This window comes from Pantoea sp. X-Soil-TKNS-1211 (assembly GCF_059730495.1).
In genome coordinates, this window is sequence record NZ_AP035953.1 from 311,184 (window position 1) to 329,377 (window position 18,194).

Annotated in this window: 14 protein-coding genes; 9 read left to right on the plus strand and 5 right to left on the minus strand. The window is 56.1% G+C overall.

Annotated features, from left to right (window positions below):
• Positions 1-57: 57 nt before the first annotated feature.
• Positions 58-975: a ketopantoate/pantoate/pantothenate transporter PanS gene (gene panS, locus AC6I8W_RS01360; RefSeq protein ID WP_497836666.1), complete on the plus strand. Its 918-nt coding sequence runs from the start codon at positions 58-60 to the stop codon at positions 973-975.
• 85 nt (positions 976-1,060) lie between these two features.
• On the opposite strand, the gene AC6I8W_RS01365 is transcribed toward panS, so the two are convergent.
• Positions 1,061-1,654 carry a YhgN family NAAT transporter gene (locus tag AC6I8W_RS01365; RefSeq protein ID WP_497836667.1) on the minus strand — a complete coding sequence of 198 codons (594 nt, stop codon included), beginning with the start codon at positions 1,652-1,654 and terminating at the stop codon, positions 1,061-1,063.
• Between the two features lie 212 nt (positions 1,655-1,866).
• Here AC6I8W_RS01365 and asd point away from each other — a divergent pair, with 212 nt between their 5' ends.
• The 6 genes from asd to glgP all read left to right on the plus strand — a co-directional run bounded on the left by asd (position 1,867) and on the right by glgP (position 12,762).
• Positions 1,867-2,976 (plus strand): aspartate-semialdehyde dehydrogenase, encoded by a 1,110-nt coding sequence (gene asd, locus AC6I8W_RS01370; RefSeq protein ID WP_497836668.1) that lies wholly within the window; start codon positions 1,867-1,869, stop codon positions 2,974-2,976.
• A 353-nt stretch (positions 2,977-3,329) separates the two neighbouring features.
• Positions 3,330-5,513, plus strand: a complete 2,184-nt coding sequence (gene glgB, locus AC6I8W_RS01375; protein WP_497836669.1) for a 1,4-alpha-glucan branching enzyme — start codon at positions 3,330-3,332, stop codon at positions 5,511-5,513.
• Entirely contained in the window at positions 5,513-7,492 is a 1,980-nt protein-coding gene (glgX, locus tag AC6I8W_RS01380) for a glycogen debranching protein GlgX (RefSeq protein ID WP_497836670.1), read from the plus strand. The genes glgB and glgX overlap by 1 nt, the downstream gene beginning before the upstream one ends.
• A 10-nt stretch (positions 7,493-7,502) precedes the next feature.
• The gene (glgC, locus tag AC6I8W_RS01385; RefSeq protein ID WP_497836671.1) at positions 7,503-8,798 is read left to right on the plus strand and encodes a glucose-1-phosphate adenylyltransferase; all 1,296 of its coding nucleotides are present in this window, start codon (positions 7,503-7,505) and stop codon (positions 8,796-8,798) included.
• 61 nt (positions 8,799-8,859) lie between these two features.
• Positions 8,860-10,293, plus strand: coding sequence for a glycogen synthase GlgA (glgA, locus tag AC6I8W_RS01390; protein WP_480367304.1), 1,434 nt, complete (start codon positions 8,860-8,862; stop codon positions 10,291-10,293).
• Positions 10,294-10,314: 21 nt separating this feature from the next.
• A complete protein-coding gene (glgP, locus tag AC6I8W_RS01395) occupies positions 10,315-12,762 on the plus strand; it encodes a glycogen phosphorylase (protein WP_497836672.1) in 2,448 nt (815 codons plus the stop codon).
• A gap of 98 nt (positions 12,763-12,860) precedes the next feature.
• Here glgP and AC6I8W_RS01400 read toward each other — a convergent pair whose 3' ends face one another.
• Both AC6I8W_RS01400 and AC6I8W_RS01405 read right to left on the minus strand, forming a co-directional pair.
• Complete coding sequence (locus AC6I8W_RS01400; protein WP_497836673.1) at positions 12,861-13,418, minus strand: DcrB family lipoprotein; 558 nt, start codon at positions 13,416-13,418, stop codon at positions 12,861-12,863.
• 117 nt (positions 13,419-13,535) lie between these two features.
• Positions 13,536-14,201: a 7-cyano-7-deazaguanine/7-aminomethyl-7-deazaguanine transporter gene (locus AC6I8W_RS01405; RefSeq protein WP_497836674.1), complete on the minus strand. Its 666-nt coding sequence runs from the start codon at positions 14,199-14,201 to the stop codon at positions 13,536-13,538.
• A 193-nt stretch (positions 14,202-14,394) separates the two neighbouring features.
• Here AC6I8W_RS01405 and tusA point away from each other — a divergent pair, with 193 nt between their 5' ends.
• Entirely contained in the window at positions 14,395-14,646 is a 252-nt protein-coding gene (tusA, locus tag AC6I8W_RS01410; protein WP_497836675.1) for a sulfurtransferase TusA, read from the plus strand.
• 17 nt (positions 14,647-14,663) lie between these two features.
• Here tusA and AC6I8W_RS01415 read toward each other — a convergent pair whose 3' ends face one another.
• Both AC6I8W_RS01415 and AC6I8W_RS01420 read right to left on the minus strand, forming a co-directional pair.
• Complete coding sequence (locus tag AC6I8W_RS01415; protein WP_497836676.1) at positions 14,664-16,928, minus strand: zinc/cadmium/mercury/lead-transporting ATPase; 2,265 nt, start codon at positions 16,926-16,928, stop codon at positions 14,664-14,666.
• 93 nt (positions 16,929-17,021) lie between these two features.
• Positions 17,022-17,651 carry a lysoplasmalogenase gene (locus AC6I8W_RS01420; protein ID WP_497836677.1) on the minus strand — a complete coding sequence of 210 codons (630 nt, stop codon included), beginning with the start codon at positions 17,649-17,651 and terminating at the stop codon, positions 17,022-17,024.
• A gap of 164 nt (positions 17,652-17,815) precedes the next feature.
• Between AC6I8W_RS01420 and AC6I8W_RS01425 the strand changes: the two genes are divergently transcribed.
• Entirely contained in the window at positions 17,816-18,172 is a 357-nt protein-coding gene (locus AC6I8W_RS01425) for a DUF2500 domain-containing protein (RefSeq protein ID WP_497836678.1), read from the plus strand.
• Positions 18,173-18,194: the final 22 nt, after the last annotated feature.

The window sequence follows — 18,194 nt, forward strand, 5'->3', positions numbered from 1 at the left end:
CTTCATCTGTGGCAAGAATGCGTAATGACACAATAAAATTTTAAGGAAGTCTGGTTTATGCTCGCCAAATTAACCCGCCTGTTCCCCCTCTGGGCTGTACTGCTCTCGGTCGCTGCCTATTATTCTCCGTCCACCTTCCTCGGCATTGGCCCGTGGGTGACATATCTGCTGATGCTAATTATGTTTGGTATGGGCGTGACGCTAAATATTGATGATTTTAAACGCGTGCTGGTACGCCCGGCTCCGGTTATCGCCGGTACGTTTCTGCACTATCTGGTGATGCCGCTGGCGGCGTGGGGTCTGGCAAAGCTATTCCAGATGCCACCGGACCTGGCAGCAGGCATGATTCTGGTAGGCAGCGTCGCCAGTGGCACCGCGTCTAACGTGATGATCTATCTGGCGAAGGGGGATGTGGCCCTGTCGGTGACCATCTCTTCGGTCTCAGCACTGGTCGGCGTGTTTGCCACCCCGCTGCTGACGCGTTTCTATGTCGACACCCATATCCAGGTAGATGTGGTGGGGATGCTACTCAGCATCGTAAAAATCGTGGTGATCCCGATTGGTCTCGGCCTGATTATTCATCATTCGATGAATAGCGTGGTACGCCGTGTGGAACCTTATCTGCCAGCCTTCTCGATGGTGTGTATTCTGCTGATCATCAGTGCGGTGGTCGCGGGTAGCCAGGGCTTTATTGGTTCGGTTGGCCTGGTGGTGATCGCGGCGGTGATTCTGCACAACGCCATCGGCCTGCTCGGCGGCTACTGGGGTGGCAAGCTGTTTGGCTTCGATGAATCCACCTGCCGTACTCTGGCGCTGGAAGTCGGCATGCAGAACTCCGGTTTGGCGGCAACGCTGGGCAAACTCTACTTCTCCCCGCTGGCGGCGTTGCCAGGTGCGCTGTTCTCGGTATGGCATAACCTGTCGGGTTCGCTGCTGGCAGGCTACTGGTCCGGTAAACCGATCAACAAGAAATAAGTCCGACACCCGTGGCGGCGCGATTTATCGCGCAAGGTTTTTCCGGCATCGCGCACCAAACTGCGCGATAAATCGCACCGCTACGTTAAATCTTCAGATAAGCGCGAATCCCATCCAGAAACATCTGCGTTGCCAGCATAATCAAAATCAACCCCATCAGACGTTCCAGCGCATTGACGCCTTTATCGCCCAGCAGGCGCAGGAACAGCCCGGACAACAGCAAAATCACCACCGTCACGCCCCAGGCAATCAACAGTGCGCCGACCAGATACGTCATCTGATTGGGGTACTGATGCGACAGCAACATCAGGGTTGCCAGCAAAGACGGTCCTGCCACCAGCGGGATCGCCAGTGGCACCAGAAAGGGTTCCTCCCCAGCGGGCAAACCGGTGCTGCTGCTCTCCGTCGAGGGGAAAATCATGCGGATGGCGATCAGGAACAAAATGATGCCGCCCGAAATCGATACCGTCTCGGTACGCAGATTCAGAAACGCCAGAATGCGTTCACCGGCGAATAAAAACAGCAGCATCAATACCAACGCAATCAACATTTCACGGATTAACACCATCCGGCGACGTTTCGGTTCCAGATGCTTCAAAACCGACATAAATATCGGCAGGTTGCCCAACGGGTCCATGATCAGCAGCAATAATATGGTGGCGGAAATCATTTCAGTCATTTTGTGTTAAACCATCCCTTTACGGCGTTATTAGTTGCGCTGCTGAAAAACTTAGCGCAATCGAATTAATTCACTTGCCAGAAGTGCAGCATTTTGTAGAGTTGAGGGTTATAGGTAAACCTGATTATTACGCAGACCGGCAGGTTAATACGGCTGGTTTTTTCCCTCGCACCAGACAGGGCCTCTGAAGAAGCGCCCGAGACGGACAGAAAATGAAGAATGTAGGTTTTATTGGTTGGCGTGGTATGGTCGGCTCCGTGCTGATGTCCCGCATGAGCGAAGAACGTGATTTTGATGTGATCAATCCGGTCTTCTTCTCCACTTCGCAACTGGGCCAGGCGGCACCGACCTTCGGTGGTAAGTCGACCGGTGCGCTGCAGGATGCTTTTGATATTGATGCGTTGAAGGCGCTCGACATCATTATCACCTGCCAGGGCGGCGATTACACCAGTGAAGTCTATCCGAAGCTGCGCGCCAGCGGCTGGCAGGGTTACTGGATTGACGCCGCTTCCACGCTGCGCATGAAAGATGACGCCATCATTATTCTGGATCCGGTCAACCATCAGGTGATTCGTCAGGGCCTCGACAGCGGCATCAAAACTTTTGTCGGCGGTAACTGCACCGTCAGCCTGATGTTGATGTCGCTTGGCGGTCTGTTTACCAACGATCTGGTGGAGTGGACATCTGTCGCCACCTATCAGGCGGCTTCCGGTGGCGGCGCGCGCCATATGCGTGAACTGCTGACGCAGATGGGTATGCTGCACGACCACGTGGCGAAATCGTTGCAGGATCCGGCTTCGGCCATTCTCGACATCGAGCGTAGCGTGACCGATTTTACCCGTTCAGGCACTTTGCCGACCGATAACTTCGGCGTGCCGCTGGCGGGTAGCCTGATTCCGTGGATCGACAAACAACTGGAAAACGGCCAGAGCCGTGAAGAGTGGAAAGGCCAGGCTGAGACCAATAAAATCCTCGGCACACAGAACGTCATCCCGGTGGATGGCCTGTGCGTGCGCGTCGGTGCGCTGCGCTGCCACAGCCAGGCGTTTACCCTGAAGCTGAAAAAAGATGTGCCGCTGGCCGAGATTGAACAACTGCTGGCTGCCCACAACGAGTGGGTTAAAGTGGTGCCAAACGATCGCGAAATTACCATGCGTGAACTGACACCTGCGGCGGTAACCGGCACGCTGACGACTCCGGTGGGCCGTCTGCGCAAACTGAATATGGGGCCGGAGTATCTCTCGGCCTTCACCGTCGGTGACCAGCTGTTGTGGGGCGCGGCGGAACCGCTGCGTCGCATGCTGCGTCTGCTGGTGGATTAAGCAGAACGTTAAAACGCGGGCCGGGATTTTCCCGGCCTTTTTTGCATTTCAGGCTGCAACACTTAACCCAAATTTCGCCTGACAAGTGATCAGCTTCCCTTTTTTGCTCTCCCGAAAATAATTTTTTGCGATCCTCCCTGGCTTCTGCCAGCCCCAAGCTATGATTTAACAATGATGTGCCGGTAGTTGGTTGTTTTGCTTTCCGTACTGAATGGTTGTTGTACATAGCAAAGATTTTTTCCACGGACGGTCTCCTTCCTTGCTGTGTACTCATGGCTCAATGAAGAGCAGCGCATCTGATAAGGCTTTCACGTCTGACGCAGTTCGCCTGCCAAATGTCACAGGAAGAAATCATGTCAGAGCTTCCCGATCGCCAGGCGATCAATGCCCTGTTTGCGGGTAATTATTCCGATCCCTTTTCCCTGCTGGGAATGCACCAGACCGCAGAAGGTCTGGAGGTGCGGGCCTTGCTGCCCGACGCATCCGAGGTGTGGGTAATAGAAACCAACACCGGGCGTAAATGCGCTCAGCTGGAGTGTTTTGACTCACGCGGCTTCTTCAGTGGCGTGATCCCACGCCGCAAAAATCTGTTTCGCTACCAGTTGGCGGTCAACTGGCACGGTCAGCAAAATCTGATTGATGATGCCTACCGTTTTGGTCCGTTGTTGGAGGAAATGGACGCCTGGCTGCTGGCCGAAGGCACCCATTTACGTCCCTATGAAACCCTGGGCGCGCATGGCACGACCATTGATGGCGTCAGCGGGACACGTTTTTCCGTCTGGGCGCCTAATGCCCGACGTGTGTCGGTGGTGGGAGAGTTTAACTATTGGGATGGGCGCCGCCATCCGATGCGTTTCCGCCGTGAACTCGGCATCTGGGAGCTATTTGTCCCCGGTGCTTTCAACGGCCAGCTGTACAAATTCGAAATCATTGATGCGTTCGGTCAATTGCGCATCAAAGCCGATCCGTTTGCCTTTGAAGCGCAGATGCGCCCGCAAACTGCGTCGATGATCTGCGGCCTGCCGCCGAAAACCGAGATGACGCCGCAGCGCAAAGCGGCGAATGCCTTTGATGCGCCGATATCGATTTACGAAGTGCATCTGGGTTCCTGGCGGCGGCATACCGAGAACAACTTCTGGCTCAGCTACAAGGAACTGACCGAGCAGTTGATCCCGTATGTCAAAGAGATGGGGTTTACCCATATCGAGTTGCTGCCGATCAATGAGCACCCGTTTGATGGCAGTTGGGGTTATCAGCCGCTTGGCATGTATGCGCCGACCCGCCGCTTTGGCACGCGCGATGAGTGCCGTGAGTTTATTGCCAGTGCACATGCTGCGGGTATCAACGTGTTGCTGGATTGGGTGCCGGGCCATTTCCCCAGCGATGATTTCGGGCTGGCGAAGTTTGATGGTACCGAGCTGTATGAACACAGCGATCCACGTGAAGGCTACCATCAGGACTGGAACACGCTGATTTACAACTTTGGCCGCCGCGAAGTGAGTAATTACCTCTCCGGTAATGCGCTCTACTGGCTGGAGCGCTTTGGTATCGATGGATTGCGTGTGGATGCGGTGGCGTCGATGATCTACCGCGATTACAGCCGGGCTGAAGGGGAGTGGATACCCAACCAATACGGTGGACGCGATAACCTCGAAGCCATCTCCTTCCTGCGTTATACCAACCGTACCCTGGGACGTGCCGCGCCTGGCAGCATCACCGTGGCGGAAGAGTCAACCGACTATCCTGGCGTCTCGCGCCCACCGGAAGCGGGTGGTCTGGGCTTCTGGTTTAAGTGGAACCTGGGCTGGATGCACGACACGCTGGATTACATGAAACACGACCCGGTGCATCGCCGCTACCATCATCAGCTGATGACCTTCGGCATGCTGTACAACTACACAGAAAACTTCGTGCTGCCGTTGTCCCATGATGAAGTGGTGCACGGCAAGCGTTCCATTCTCGATCGTATGCCGGGTGATCCCTGGCAGAAATTCGCCAATTTGCGTGCCTATTACGGCTGGATGTGGGCCTTCCCGGGCAAGAAGCTGCTGTTTATGGGGGGGGAATTTGCGCAGGGCAAAGAGTGGAACCACGACACCAGCCTCGACTGGCATCTGCTGGAAGGCGCGGATAACTGGCATCACGGCGTGCAGCGGCTGGTGCGCGATCTCAACCATACTTATCGCCACTATTCACCGCTGTATCAGCTGGATTTCGACCCACAGGGGTTTGAATGGTTGGTGGTTGACGATCATGAAAACTCCGTCTTTGCCTTTGTACGTCGCGATCGTGAGGGGAATGAGGTGATTGTGGTCAGCAATTTCACCCCGGTGCCGCGTCCGCATTATCGCTTTGGCGTCAATCAGGCGGGCCGCTGGCAAGAAGTGTTGAATACCGACCAGCATGACTATCACGGCAGCGATGTACGTAATCATCTGGTGCATACCGACGACATTCCAAGTCACGGTCGCGGACAATCCCTGAGTCTATCTCTGCCGCCGTTAGCGACAGTTTGGTTGGTGCGGGAGGGAGAATAATGCTGGAGAGCGGGCAGCCTGCCCCGTTGGGCGCAAATTATGATGGTCACGGCGTCAACTTCACGCTGTTTTCCCGCCATGCGGAAAAAGTGGAGCTGTGCCTGTTTGATCAGCATGGCGTTGAACGGCGCTTCCCGCTGCCACAACGCAGTGGCGATATCTGGCACGGCTACTTTCCCGGACTGAAGCCAGGCCAGCGCTATGGCTACCGCGTACATGGCCCGTGGGCACCTGCGCAAGGGCATCGGTTTAACCCCAGGAAACTGTTAGTCGATCCCTGTGCCCGAGCGGTGGACGGCGAAGTGCCGGACGATCCGCGTTTTTTTAACGGCAGCACCACGCCCGACAAACAGGATAATGCCGCCATTGCGCCCAAATCGCTGGTCATCGCCGAAGATTTTGACTGGGATGAGGACAAGCCGCTGCGCAGGCCCTGGGGCAAAACAGTGATTTATGAAGCGCATGTGCGCGGACTGACAAAGTTACATCCGGAAATTCCGGAAAGATTGCGCGGGACTTATGCGGCACTGGGTCATCCTGTTATGGTGAAGTATCTGCGTCATCTCGGTATCACCGCGCTGGAACTGATGCCGATTGCCCATTTTGCCAGCGAGCCACGCCTGCTGCGGCTGGGACTCAGCAACTACTGGGGCTACAACCCAGTAGCGCTGTGGGCGGTTGACCCGCGTTATGCCTCTGGGGAAGACGGTTTGACACCGTTACAGGAGTTTCAGCAGGCGGTCAAAAGGCTGCATGCGGCGGGGATTGAGGTGATCCTCGATGTGGTGTTTAACCACACCGCCGAACTGGATGAGATCGGCCCGGTGATTTCGATGCGAGGCATTGATAATGCCAGTTATTACTGGCTTAACGAGCAAGGCGAATACCATAACTGGACCGGCTGCGGCAATACGCTGAACCTCAGCGACGCCCAGGTGATGGAATGGGTGCAGGAAGGGCTGCGCCATTGGGTGCGCGATTGCCATGTCGACGGCTTCCGCTTCGACCTCGCTTCGGTGCTGGGTCGTACCCCGGAGTTTCGCCAGGATGCGCCGCTGTTCGCGGCCATTAAAGCCTGTCCGATCTTGTCAAAAGTAAAACTGATCGCCGAACCCTGGGATGTCGGTCCCGGCGGCTATCAGGTCGGTAACTATCCGCCCACGTTTGCCGAGTGGAACGACCACTTTCGTGATGCAACGCGGCGCTACTGGTTACACGGCGAGTTGAGCAACGGTGATTTTGCCCGACGCTTTGCCGCCTCCAGCGATGTTTTTCAGCGTGTGCCACGTCTGCCGCACGCCAGTATCAATCTCATCACCGCCCATGACGGCTTTACGCTGCGCGATGTGGTGAGCTTCAACCATAAACACAATCAGGCTAACGGCGAAGACAATCGCGACGGCAGCAGCAGCAACTTCAGTGATAACCACGGCCACGAAGGGTTGCAGGTTAGCTTTGATATTGTCGAGCGGCGACGGCTCAGCGTGCACGCGCTGCTCGCCACGCTGATGCTGGCGCAGGGCACGCCGATGTTGCTGGCCGGTGACGAGCGCGGTCACAGTCAGCACGGTAACAACAATGCATATTGTCAGGACAACCCGCTAACCTGGCTGGACTGGCAACAGGATGATTCTGGACTGGTCGACTTCACTGCCGCGTTAATCCATCTGCGTCTGCGCATCCCTGCGCTCACCGCAGATCGCTGGTGGCAGGAGGGCGATGGCAACGTACGGTGGTTCAATGCCAGCGGCAAACCACTGGGGAATGAGGAGTGGGAACAGGGGACGCACAGAATGCAGATCCTGCTCTCCGGCCGCTGGTTAATAACAATTAACGCCACGGATGCGGTGAGTGACCTCGCCTTACCAGACGGAGAGTGGCGTGCCATTCCTCCTTTCGCCGGGGAAGATAACCCCATTTTGACAACTGTCTGGCACGGGCCCGCACACGGTGTGTGTGTGTTCCTGAAACAATCATAAGGAGTCAGACATGGTAAATTTAGAGAGAACAGATCATCTGATGCTGGCACGCCAGCTCCCTACGCAGACGGTGGCCTTGATCCTCGCCGGAGGACGTGGCACACGCTTGAAAGACCTGACCGCTAAACGCGCCAAACCGGCGGTACACTTTGGCGGTAAGTTCCGCATTATCGACTTTGCGCTCTCCAATTGCCTCAACTCGGGCATTCGGCGCATTGGCGTGATTACGCAATATCAGTCACACACGTTGGTGCAACATATCCAGCGTGGCTGGACGATTTTCAACGAAGAGATGAACGAGTTTATTGATCTGTTGCCCGCGCAACAACGCTTATCCACCGAGCACTGGTATCGCGGGACGGCGGATGCGGTGACGCAAAACCTTGACATCATTCGTCGTTATAACGCCCAGTACATCGTGATCCTCGCCGGGGATCACATCTACAAAATGGACTACTCGCGCATGCTACTGGACCACGCCGATCGTGGCGCCAAATGCACCATCGCCTGTTTGCCGGTGCCACTGGAAGAAGCCACCGCTTTTGGTGTGATGGCGGTGGATGCCGAAAACAACGTGGTTGATTTTGTTGAAAAACCGCCCGTTCCCCCGTCAATGCCCGGCGATGATAGCAAAGCGTTGGCCAGCATGGGGATTTATGTATTCAACGCGGATTATCTCTACCAACTGCTGGAAGAAGACGCACAATTACCGGAGTCCAATCACGATTTCGGCAAAGATTTGCTGCCGAAAATTGTGGCCAGCGGTGACGCCTACGCGCACTCCTTCACCTTGTCCTGCGTGCAAAGCGACGAAGCCGCCGAACCCTACTGGCGTGATGTCGGGACGCTCGAAGCCTACTGGCGTGCCAATCTGGATTTGGCCTCCGTCACACCGGAACTGGACATGTATGACCACACCTGGCCGATTCGTACCCATATGGAGCCGTTACCACCGGCGAAGTTTGTGCAGGATCGTTCCGGCAGCCACGGCATGACGATGAACTCGCTGGTCTCCGGCGGTTGCATCATCTCCGGCTCGGTGGTGGTCAACTCGGTGCTATTCCCGCGCGTACGTGTGAACTCTTTTTGCAACATCGATTCTTCGGTACTGCTGCCTGATGTGGTGGTGGGTCGCTCCTGTCGTCTGCGCCGCTGCGTGATCGATCGCGCCTGCGTGTTGCCAGAAGGCATTGTGATTGGCGAAAACCCCGATGAAGACAGCCGCCGTTTTTACCGTTCAGAAGAGGGCATCGTGCTGGTGACGCGCGCCATGTTAGCCAAACTGGCGGGTGCCGCCGCCCGATGACGAAAAAGCACACAGACAATCGACGCGTGGAACGCGAGCGATAACACAAAAGGGGTCCAGGATGCAGGTTTTACATGTCTGTTCAGAACTATTCCCGCTCTTGAAAACCGGCGGGTTGGCTGATGTTGTCGGCGCATTACCGCAGGCACAGATTGCCGGTGGTACGGATACGCGCGTGCTGCTGCCCGCGTATCCTGACCTGCGTAAAGGGATTCCGGATACGGAAGTTGTGGCGGAATTGCCAACCTTTGCCGGGTTTGTTCGCTTACTTTTTGGACATTTTAACGGTGTTGGCATTTATTTAATTGATGCGCCGGGATTGTATGAACGTCCCGGCAGTCCGTACCACGACGAATCACAGTTTGCCTACGTCGATAACTATCTGCGCTTTGCGCTGCTCGGCTGGATGGGCTGTGAACTTGCCTGCGGGCTGGATACCTTCTGGCGGCCAGATATCGTACATGCACATGACTGGCATGCCGGGTTGACTTGTGCCTATCTGGAAGCACGTGGTCGCCCGGCAAAATCCGTGTTTACCGTGCATAATCTGGCGTATCAGGGGTTGTTCTCGGCGCGTCATATGGAGGAGATTCAGTTACCGCGCGCATTCTTCAACATGCATGGACTGGAGTTTTACGGTCAAATTTCTTATCTCAAGGCTGGCCTGTTTTATGCCGATCATATTACGGCGGTCAGTCCGACCTACGCACTGGAGATCACCCGGCCAGAGTTTGGTTATGGCATGGAAGCGCTGTTGGCACAGCGGCTACGTGAAGGGCGGTTAAGTGGCGTGCTGAATGGTGTCGATCCGGCGATATGGGATCCGACACATGATCTGCTGCTGACCGCACGTTACGACCGGGACACGCTGGAGAGCAAGGCAGAGAACAAACGCCAACTGCAAATTGCGATGGGGCTGAAGGTGGATGACAAAGTGCCGGTGTTTTGCGTGATCAGTCGCTTAACCCGGCAGAAAGGGTTAGACCTGGTACTGGAAGCACTGCCCGGTTTACTGGCGCAGGGCGGCCAGCTGGTGTTGCTGGGGCAGGGGGACGCCGAGTTGCAACAGGGGTTCCTCGCGGCGGCGGCGGAACATCCCGGCAGTGTCGGTGTGCAAATTGGCTACCACGAAGCCTTCTCGCACCGCATTGTCGGTGGTGCGGATGTGATTCTGGTGCCCAGCCGTTTTGAACCGTGCGGCCTGACACAGCTTTATGGCCTGAAGTACGGCACGCTGCCGCTGGTACGTCGTACCGGTGGTCTGGCGGATACGGTGAATGACAGTTCGCTGGAGAACCTGGCCGACGGTATCGCCAGTGGTTTCAGCTTTGAAGACAGTAATGCCTGGTCGCTGCTCAGAGCGATCCGGCGTGCCTTTGTACTCTGGTCCCGCCCTTCCCTCTGGCGTTATGTTCAGCGTCAGGCGATGGGGATGGATTTTAGTTGGCAGGTGGCAGCACAAGCCTACCGCGATCTTTATCAACGTTTGCTGTAATGAGAGATTGGGATACTTGATATGAACGCACCTTTCACCTATGCCTCACCCACCCTGACGGTTGATGCGCTGAAGCACTCGATAGCCTATAAACTGATGTTCACCATCGGCAAAGATCCTTCTATCGCCAATAAGCACGAGTGGCTGAACGCCTCGCTGCTGGCGGTGCGCGATCGGATGGTGGAACGCTGGCTGCGTTCCAGCCGGGCGCAATTGTCGCAGGATGTGCGCCAGGTGTATTACCTGTCGATGGAGTTTCTGATGGGTCGTACCCTCGGCAATGCGCTGCTGGCGATGGGGATTTATGACGATCTCAATCAGGCGCTGGATGAGATGGGACTGGATCTCACTGAACTGATGGAAGAAGAGAACGATCCCGGCCTCGGCAATGGCGGTCTGGGGCGTCTCGCGGCCTGTTTCCTCGATTCGCTGGCGACCCTTGGCTTGCCGGGGCGTGGCTACGGCATCCGTTACGACTACGGCATGTTCAAGCAGAATATTGTCGACGGTCAGCAGCGCGAATCGCCGGACTACTGGCTGGAATACGGCAACCCGTGGGAATTTCAGCGGTTTAATACCCGCTACAAGGTACGTTTCGGTGGGCGTTTGCAGCACGAAGGCAGCCGGGTACGCTGGATCGAAACCGAAGAGATCCTGGCGATTGCGTATGATCAGATCGTTCCTGGTTTCGATACCGATGCCACCAACACGCTGCGGTTATGGGGTGCGCAGGCCAGTAACGAAATTAACCTTGGTAAGTTTAATCAGGGTGATTACTTTGCCGCGGTGGAAGATAAGAACCACTCGGAAAACGTGTCGCGCGTGCTTTATCCCGATGACTCCACCTATTCTGGTCGCGAACTGCGCCTGCGTCAGGAATATTTCCTCGTCTCTTCAACGGTGCAGGACATCCTCAATCGCCACTGGCAGATGCATCAGACCTGGGACAACCTGGCAAACAAAATCGCTATTCACCTCAACGACACCCATCCGGTGTTGGCGATCCCTGAACTGATGCGCTTGTTGATCGATGAACAGAAATTTACCTGGGACGATGCCTTTGAAGTGACCTGCCAGGTGTTCTCCTACACCAACCACACGCTGATGACCGAAGCGCTGGAGACCTGGCCGGTGGATATGATCGGCAAGATCTTACCGCGCCATCTCAGTATTATCTTTGAAATCAACGACTACTTCCTGAAAACCATCCAGGAATATTACCCGGATGATTGGGATCTGATGTCGCGGATCTCGATTATTGATGAGAACAATGGTCGTAAGATACGTATGGCATGGCTGGCGGTGGTGGTCAGCCATAAGGTCAACGGCGTGTCCGAGCTGCACTCCAACCTGATGGTGCAGTCGCTGTTCGCCGATTTTGCTCGCCTGTTCCCGGGCCGTTTCTGCAATAAAACCAATGGCGTGACGCCGCGTCGCTGGCTGGCGCTGGCTAACCCGGCACTTTCGGAGGTACTGGATGAGGCGATTGGTCGTAACTGGCGCACCGAACTCAGCCAACTCAGCGAGCTAACGCCGCAGATCGATTTCCCGGCATTTATCGAACAAATCGCCGATGCCAAGTTTGCCAACAAAAAACGTCTGGCGGATTGGGTGGCAAAAAACCTCGATATTGTGCTGGATCCGCACGCGCTGTTTGATGTGCAGATCAAACGTATCCATGAATACAAACGCCAACTGCTGAATGTCCTGCACGTGATCACCCGTTATAACCGTATCAAGGCTGATCCCACTGCCGATTGGGTGCCACGCGTGAACATTTTCGCGGGTAAAGCCGCCTCGGCCTATTACATGGCCAAGCACATTATCCATCTGATCAACGATGTGGCGAAGGTGATCAACAACGATCCTGATGTGAAGAACAAGCTGAAGGTGGTGTTTATTCCTAACTACAGCGTGAGTCTGGCGCAGATCATCATTCCGGCAGCGGATCTCTCCGAGCAGATCTCCACGGCGGGTACGGAAGCCTCCGGCACCAGTAATATGAAGTTTGCGCTCAATGGGGCGTTAACCATTGGCACGCTGGATGGCGCTAATGTCGAGATGCTGGAGCATGTCGGGGCGGAAAATATCTTTATCTTCGGTAATACCACGCCGCAGGTTGAGCAACTGCGGAAAGATGGTTACAACCCACGTAAATACTACGAAGAGGATCAGGAGTTGCATCAGGCGCTGACGCAAATTGCCAGCGGCCTGTTCAGTCCGCAGGATCCGGGCCGCTATCGTAACCTGTTCGATGCGCTGGTGAACTTTGGCGACCACTATCAATTACTGGCGGATTATCGCAGCTACGTGGACACCCAGGACAAGGTAGATAAGCTGTATCGCCAGCCGGATGAGTGGCAGCGGCGTGCGGCGTTGAATATCGCCAATATGGGCTACTTCTCAGCGGACCGCACCATTCAGGAGTACGCCGATGAGATCTGGCACATTTCGCCGGTGAGGTTATAACGACACGTTAATGGGTAGCGGCGCGATTTATTGCGCGTGTTTTCAGGCACAGGTGACCCCGGCCAAAAAGACGCGCGATGAATCGCGCCGCTACTGGGTTATTTCAGCGTGATGCTTTTCACAATGCTGTCAGCATCGCTCTGCGCCTGCTGCTGATTATCCGCCGGCAGGGTGATTTGCAGGGTCAGCAGTTTGCCGTCGACTTTCGCCAGAATCACTGAAGACCAGGAGGTCTGGTGGTTGGCAGATATCACTGTATCCAGTTGCTGAGCCGGTTGATCGCTTAGCGTCACTGCCTTGTTCGATACTACCTGCAACTGCGGATCGCGGTTGCGCTGCTGCTGTTCCAGACGCTGAGAGAGAGAATCCAGCGCTTCATTGGTCGGGTCACCGGCAATCACGATAATCGCGCGAGCACCGGTTTGATCGGCATAGACGTGCATATTGGCGGATTCTGTACCGAGCTTGCCGCTCTTATCCGCCATACCTGCTGGCAGAGTGAAGCTCAGTTTGCCGTCCAGCAGACTCACCGTCTGGGTTGACTGGCTGGCGTTGGCACCATTGTCAGCCGCTGCCGCATCATCTTTCTTCTGGTCACAAGCCGCGAGGCCAAGCACCAGCAGGCCAATGCCCGCATATTTCACTAAGTTACGCATTCTTTTCCCTATAACAAGATTCCAGTCCGGGATTATCAAATCCGAATCGGCGGTCAAAAGCAACCGCCGGTTTGTCAGGAAATCTTAGCGTGGGTGCGGCACTGGCACTACGTAGAATTAACCGAAATTGAGCTGACGCTGGGCCGAACGCTCAGCCAGACGCTTCAGTGTCGCATTAAGCAGCACGCCATAGGCAGGCAGGAAGAAAAGCATGCAGATCATGACCTTAAAGCTGTAATCCACCAGCGCGATTTCCACCCAGTGCTGGGCCATAAACGGGTCCGGACTTTTGTAGAAAGCAATGAAGAAAAACGCAAGGGTATCGCTGATATTGCCGAGGAACATCGCGGCTCCAGGGGCAATCCACCACTGTGGCAGACGACGCAGACGGTTAAACACGTGCACATCCAGAATCTGCCCCAGCGCATAGGCCATAAAGCTGGCGCTGGCGATACGTGCCACGAACAGATTCACCTGCTCCAGCGACGCCCAGCCCTGCCATTCGCCCTGGTAAAACACGCAGGAGACGACGTACGAGATAAACAACGCCGGCACCATCACCGCCAGAATAATGCGACGAGCCAGCGGCGCGCCGAAAATGCGCACGGTGAGATCGGTGGCGAGGAAAATAAACGGAAAGCTGAAAGCACCCCAGGTGGTGTGGAAGCCAAAAATGGCCACCGGCAACTGCACCAGATAGTTACTGGAGGTGATCACCAGCAGATGAAACAGCGACAGCCAAAACAGCGCATGCATGCGCTGACGCGGAGAAAAAGCGATCATAGCTAACCTTTTTAGTGTTGGGGTGAGGGAACCCAGTACCGCAGTTTGCTGCGGTGGTTAATAAAAAATCGGCGGCATCTTATCGCGTTGTGCGATTTATGCAACGGTTAATATTAACGCAATCGTTATCGCCTTGCGCTGGTGATTTAGCGCGCTAGAATGAGCGCCCTCCCTTGCAAACAGACAGAGAATCATGAGCGATCCCTTTTCCGCGCCGGACCACACCCTTGATGCCCTTGGCCTGCGCTGCCCGGAGCCGGTGATGATGGTGCGTAAAACCGTGCGCCAGATGCAGGCGGGTGAAACCCTGCTGATTATCGCCGATGATCCAGCGACCACGCGTGATATCCCCGGCTTTTGCCGTTTTATGGAACATACGTTGCTGGCGCAGCAGACGGAAACCTTGCCATATCAATATTTGCTGAAGAAAGGCGTGGATGCCTAGAGGCATCCACGCCTGGTTTAACGTGAACGCAGCAGCCGCAGCGCATTGGCCGTGACCAGCGCGGTGGCACCGGAATCCGCCAGCACCGCCAGCCACAACCCGGTAAAGCCGAGTAATGTGGTGACGAGGAACAACGCCTTCAGCCCCAGCGCCAGCGCGATATTCTGCCGGATAATGCGCCGGGTACGGCGTGCCAGCGCCACGGTGCGCGGCAGAATTGCCAGCCGGTTTTGCGTCAGGGCCGCATCGGCTGCTTCCAGCGCCACATCTGTACCACTGCCCATCGCAATCCCAATGGTGGCGGCTTTCATCGCCGGAGCATCGTTGATGCCATCGCCAATCATCGCCAGCGATTGCTGTGCATCCAGTTCACGCACGGCGGTGACCTTATCGGCAGGCAGCAGGCCCGCGCGATAATCAATCTGCAATGCGGCGGCAATCGCGGCAGCAGCACGTGGGTTATCACCGGTCAGCATCAGGCTGCTGACGCCGAGTCGTTGTAGCGCCGCCAGTGCGCTGGCGGCCTCGTGACGTAACTTATCCTGCAAGGCCAGCACACCCAGTGGGCGTGCATCCTGCAACAGCACCACCACGGTTTTGCCTTTGGCTTCAAGCTGCGCGATGATTTGCTGCTGATCCTCAATCAGGTTTTTCACTTCACGCGGAGCCAGTAACTGATACTGGATGCCATCAATCTGCGCTTCAATACCGCTACCGGCCAGCGTACGTTGGTCACATGCCATGTAAAGGGAAAGCTGCCGACGCCTGGCTTCTGCGACAATCGCCATGGCCAGCGGATGACTGGAACCCTGTTCAATCGCGGCACTGAGTGCCAGCAACCTTTCCGTCTGCGCGTCTCCAAATGCTACCACATCGGTCACCTGAGGTTTGCCTTCGGTCAGGGTGCCGGTTTTATCGAATGCCATGATGCTGACGCGGCTGAGCCGTTCCAGCGCGGCACCGCCTTTAATCAACGCTCCCTGGCGTGCCGCAGCGGCCAGACCGGAGGTAATCGCTGCCGGGGTGGAAATCACCAGCGCACACGGGCAACCAATCAGCAGCAGCGTCAAACCCTTGTAGATCCACGGCAACCAGTCCGCGCCTGCGACCAGTGGCGGTAGCGTCATCACCAGCAGCGACAGCAGCATAATCGCCGGGGTGTAGAGACGGCTGAAGCGGTCGATAAAGCGTTCAACCGGTGCGCGGTGGCTTTCCGCTTCCTCAATCAGTTGCAGGATACGGTCAATGGCGCTGTGGCCGGGTTCCGAGATCACTTGCAGGGTGACCAGCCGGTCGACGCTGGTGGCACCGGCCATCACTTTTTCGCCGGGTTGGCGTGCTACCGGTACAGATTCGCCGGTTAATGCGCTCTCGTCAAAGCTGGCGGCACTGGCAAGTAACTCGCCATCGGCAGGCAGGCGGCCGCCTGCTGCCACTTCAATCACATCGCCGGGGCGTAAATCCGCCAGCACCACCTGCTCGCGCTGGCCGCCGCGTACACGGGTGGCGGTATCCGGGCGCAACGCCATCAGCGCGGTCACACCACGACGGGCGCGTGTTGCGGCATAGGCTTCCAGGCGTTCGCCCAGTTGGAATAGCAGTAAGACCATCGCGGCTTCGGCATGGGCACCAATCACCAGCGCACCGCCAGCGGCGAGGGTCATCAGGGTTTCGATACTGAAAGGCGAGCCACTCCGCAGCAGACGCCATGCGCTGCGGGCAACCGGCAGTAGGCCGACCAGGGTGGTCACAATAAACAGGCGATCGCCCCACACTGGAGAGGCCAGGCTGAGCAGCCAACTGGCAAGCATCAACAGCGCCAGCAGCAGCAAACCCGCATTTTCCCGCAAGCGGCCGGGTGGGGTTTGCGCATCGGTGGAGGTCAGGCTAAAACCGGCGTTTTTTACCGCCTGTTCAATCGCCGGACGAATATCGTTTTCGGCATCGACTACCAGTTTCTCACTGGCGAAGATAACGCGGGCGTGACGGACCTGGGGCAGTTTTTGTACGGCGGTTTCGATTGTACGGGCGCAGCTCGGGCAATCCATCCCGGCAATTTGCCAACGGAATTGATGGGTTGTGGGGCCAGACCTGTCACTCTCTTCGTCGGCGTCGCCACCGCCGGGACTGCCGCTGTCACAGCAGCTACAGCTGCTGTCCGGTGTTACCGGTTGTGCGGCGGAAATCTGTAACGTCACCGGGCGTGCACGACTGATGCCGCAGAGCGGCTGCGGTTTGTGGTGGCTTTTGCCACAACGGCAGGCATGAGAATGTTGATGCATGTAACCTCCGGATTCAGGGACGGACGAGAGTCCGTACCCTGATGCTACACTCTGGAGTGCACTCCAGAGTCAAGCGCTAAGGTTACTTTTTCTTCAATTGAGCCACAAAGAGCGCACGATCATAAAGTGGCCGGCAAAATAGCAGGCGGCAACGATGGCGCTGTCGGCACTGAAACGACGACGATAGTGGGTGATAAACCAGACGATATTGGCCAGCAGCAGCAATCCGGCACCGACCAGCAGCGAGAAGCTGTAATCCGTCGGGCGGAAGAAGTAATTTTCCGCGGCCATCCAGGTCATCACCAGCGTCATGCCGATAAAGGTGCAAACCGGCCAGCGCAACTCTTCCAGCTTGCTCCAGATGATGGCAATCAGTATCACGCCGATGATCAATAGCGTGAGCGGCACTGGCCAGAAGAAGCTGACCGTCATATGGGCGGCAAAGCTGATGGTGTAGAGCAGATGCGAGAGAAAGAAAGCACCCAGCGCATACAGCATCTGCTGGCGAGGCAGCAGCGTCAGCGCATCGCCAACCAGCGTGGCGACCAGGCCGGCAAGAATCAGGTAATCGGTGGGGTTAAAGGTGGGCGCTTGCCAGGCCCAGGCCACCAGCAGCAACAGGGTGACGGGTTTAAATAACCAACGTTGCCACTGCGGGCCACGATAGGTCGCATCGACGTAGAGCCAACCGGAAAAAAGTACGGCAAGGAAAGACCAAAGCATGTTTTCTCCCTTTTCTGGACGTGATGTCCGCCAGTCTGATGAATTTTCCCAAAAACGCGATCCCAGTGTAAGTTACCGGCGGTGAATGTGACAATCGGGCAACTCTGGTTGTATGCTGGGTCGTCTTTACCTTTCCGACATTAACGCAAAGCACGAGAGAAAACATGAGCAAACCACCGCTACTCTTTTTTATCGTTCTGGCGATTATTGCTGTTTTGGCGACCCGTCAGTTTATTAAACAACGCCGTGAAGTCGCGGTGAACGATGCTTCCCCGATCCAAACCCTGAGTGTGGAAATCAAAACCAAGCGTGAATATCCGTCACCCAATCGCCGCTCGCGTCAGCGTGAAGTGATTGCCGGGGAAGATATGCGTTATGAAGCCTGGTTCCATCCGCTGAATGGTGCGGGAGATTTCAAGCTGGTCATCAATGCCGGGGACTATCATCAGATGGATAAAGGTGTGAAGGGGGAGTTGAAAATGCAAGGCACCCGCTTTGTGAGTTTTACCCCGGCGCAATAGCCCCGTAGCAGCGCGATTTATC

Coding starts and splice junctions, on each gene's coding strand:
- AC6I8W_RS01365 (WP_497836667.1), bottom strand. CDS start 1,654: ATGACTGAAATGATTTCCGCCACCATATTATTGCTGCTGATCATGGAC.
- AC6I8W_RS01425 (WP_497836678.1), top strand. CDS start 17,816: ATGAGCAAACCACCGCTACTCTTTTTTATCGTTCTGGCGATTATTGCT.
- glgX (WP_497836670.1), top strand. CDS start 5,513: ATGCTGGAGAGCGGGCAGCCTGCCCCGTTGGGCGCAAATTATGATGGT.
- AC6I8W_RS01405 (WP_497836674.1), bottom strand. CDS start 14,201: ATGATCGCTTTTTCTCCGCGTCAGCGCATGCATGCGCTGTTTTGGCTG.
- AC6I8W_RS01415 (WP_497836676.1), bottom strand. CDS start 16,928: ATGCATCAACATTCTCATGCCTGCCGTTGTGGCAAAAGCCACCACAAA.
- AC6I8W_RS01420 (WP_497836677.1), bottom strand. CDS start 17,651: ATGCTTTGGTCTTTCCTTGCCGTACTTTTTTCCGGTTGGCTCTACGTC.
- glgA (WP_480367304.1), top strand. CDS start 8,860: ATGCAGGTTTTACATGTCTGTTCAGAACTATTCCCGCTCTTGAAAACC.
- panS (WP_497836666.1), top strand. CDS start 58: ATGCTCGCCAAATTAACCCGCCTGTTCCCCCTCTGGGCTGTACTGCTC.
- AC6I8W_RS01400 (WP_497836673.1), bottom strand. CDS start 13,418: ATGCGTAACTTAGTGAAATATGCGGGCATTGGCCTGCTGGTGCTTGGC.
- glgP (WP_497836672.1), top strand. CDS start 10,315: ATGAACGCACCTTTCACCTATGCCTCACCCACCCTGACGGTTGATGCG.
- asd (WP_497836668.1), top strand. CDS start 1,867: ATGAAGAATGTAGGTTTTATTGGTTGGCGTGGTATGGTCGGCTCCGTG.
- glgB (WP_497836669.1), top strand. CDS start 3,330: ATGTCAGAGCTTCCCGATCGCCAGGCGATCAATGCCCTGTTTGCGGGT.
- glgC (WP_497836671.1), top strand. CDS start 7,503: ATGGTAAATTTAGAGAGAACAGATCATCTGATGCTGGCACGCCAGCTC.
- tusA (WP_497836675.1), top strand. CDS start 14,395: ATGAGCGATCCCTTTTCCGCGCCGGACCACACCCTTGATGCCCTTGGC.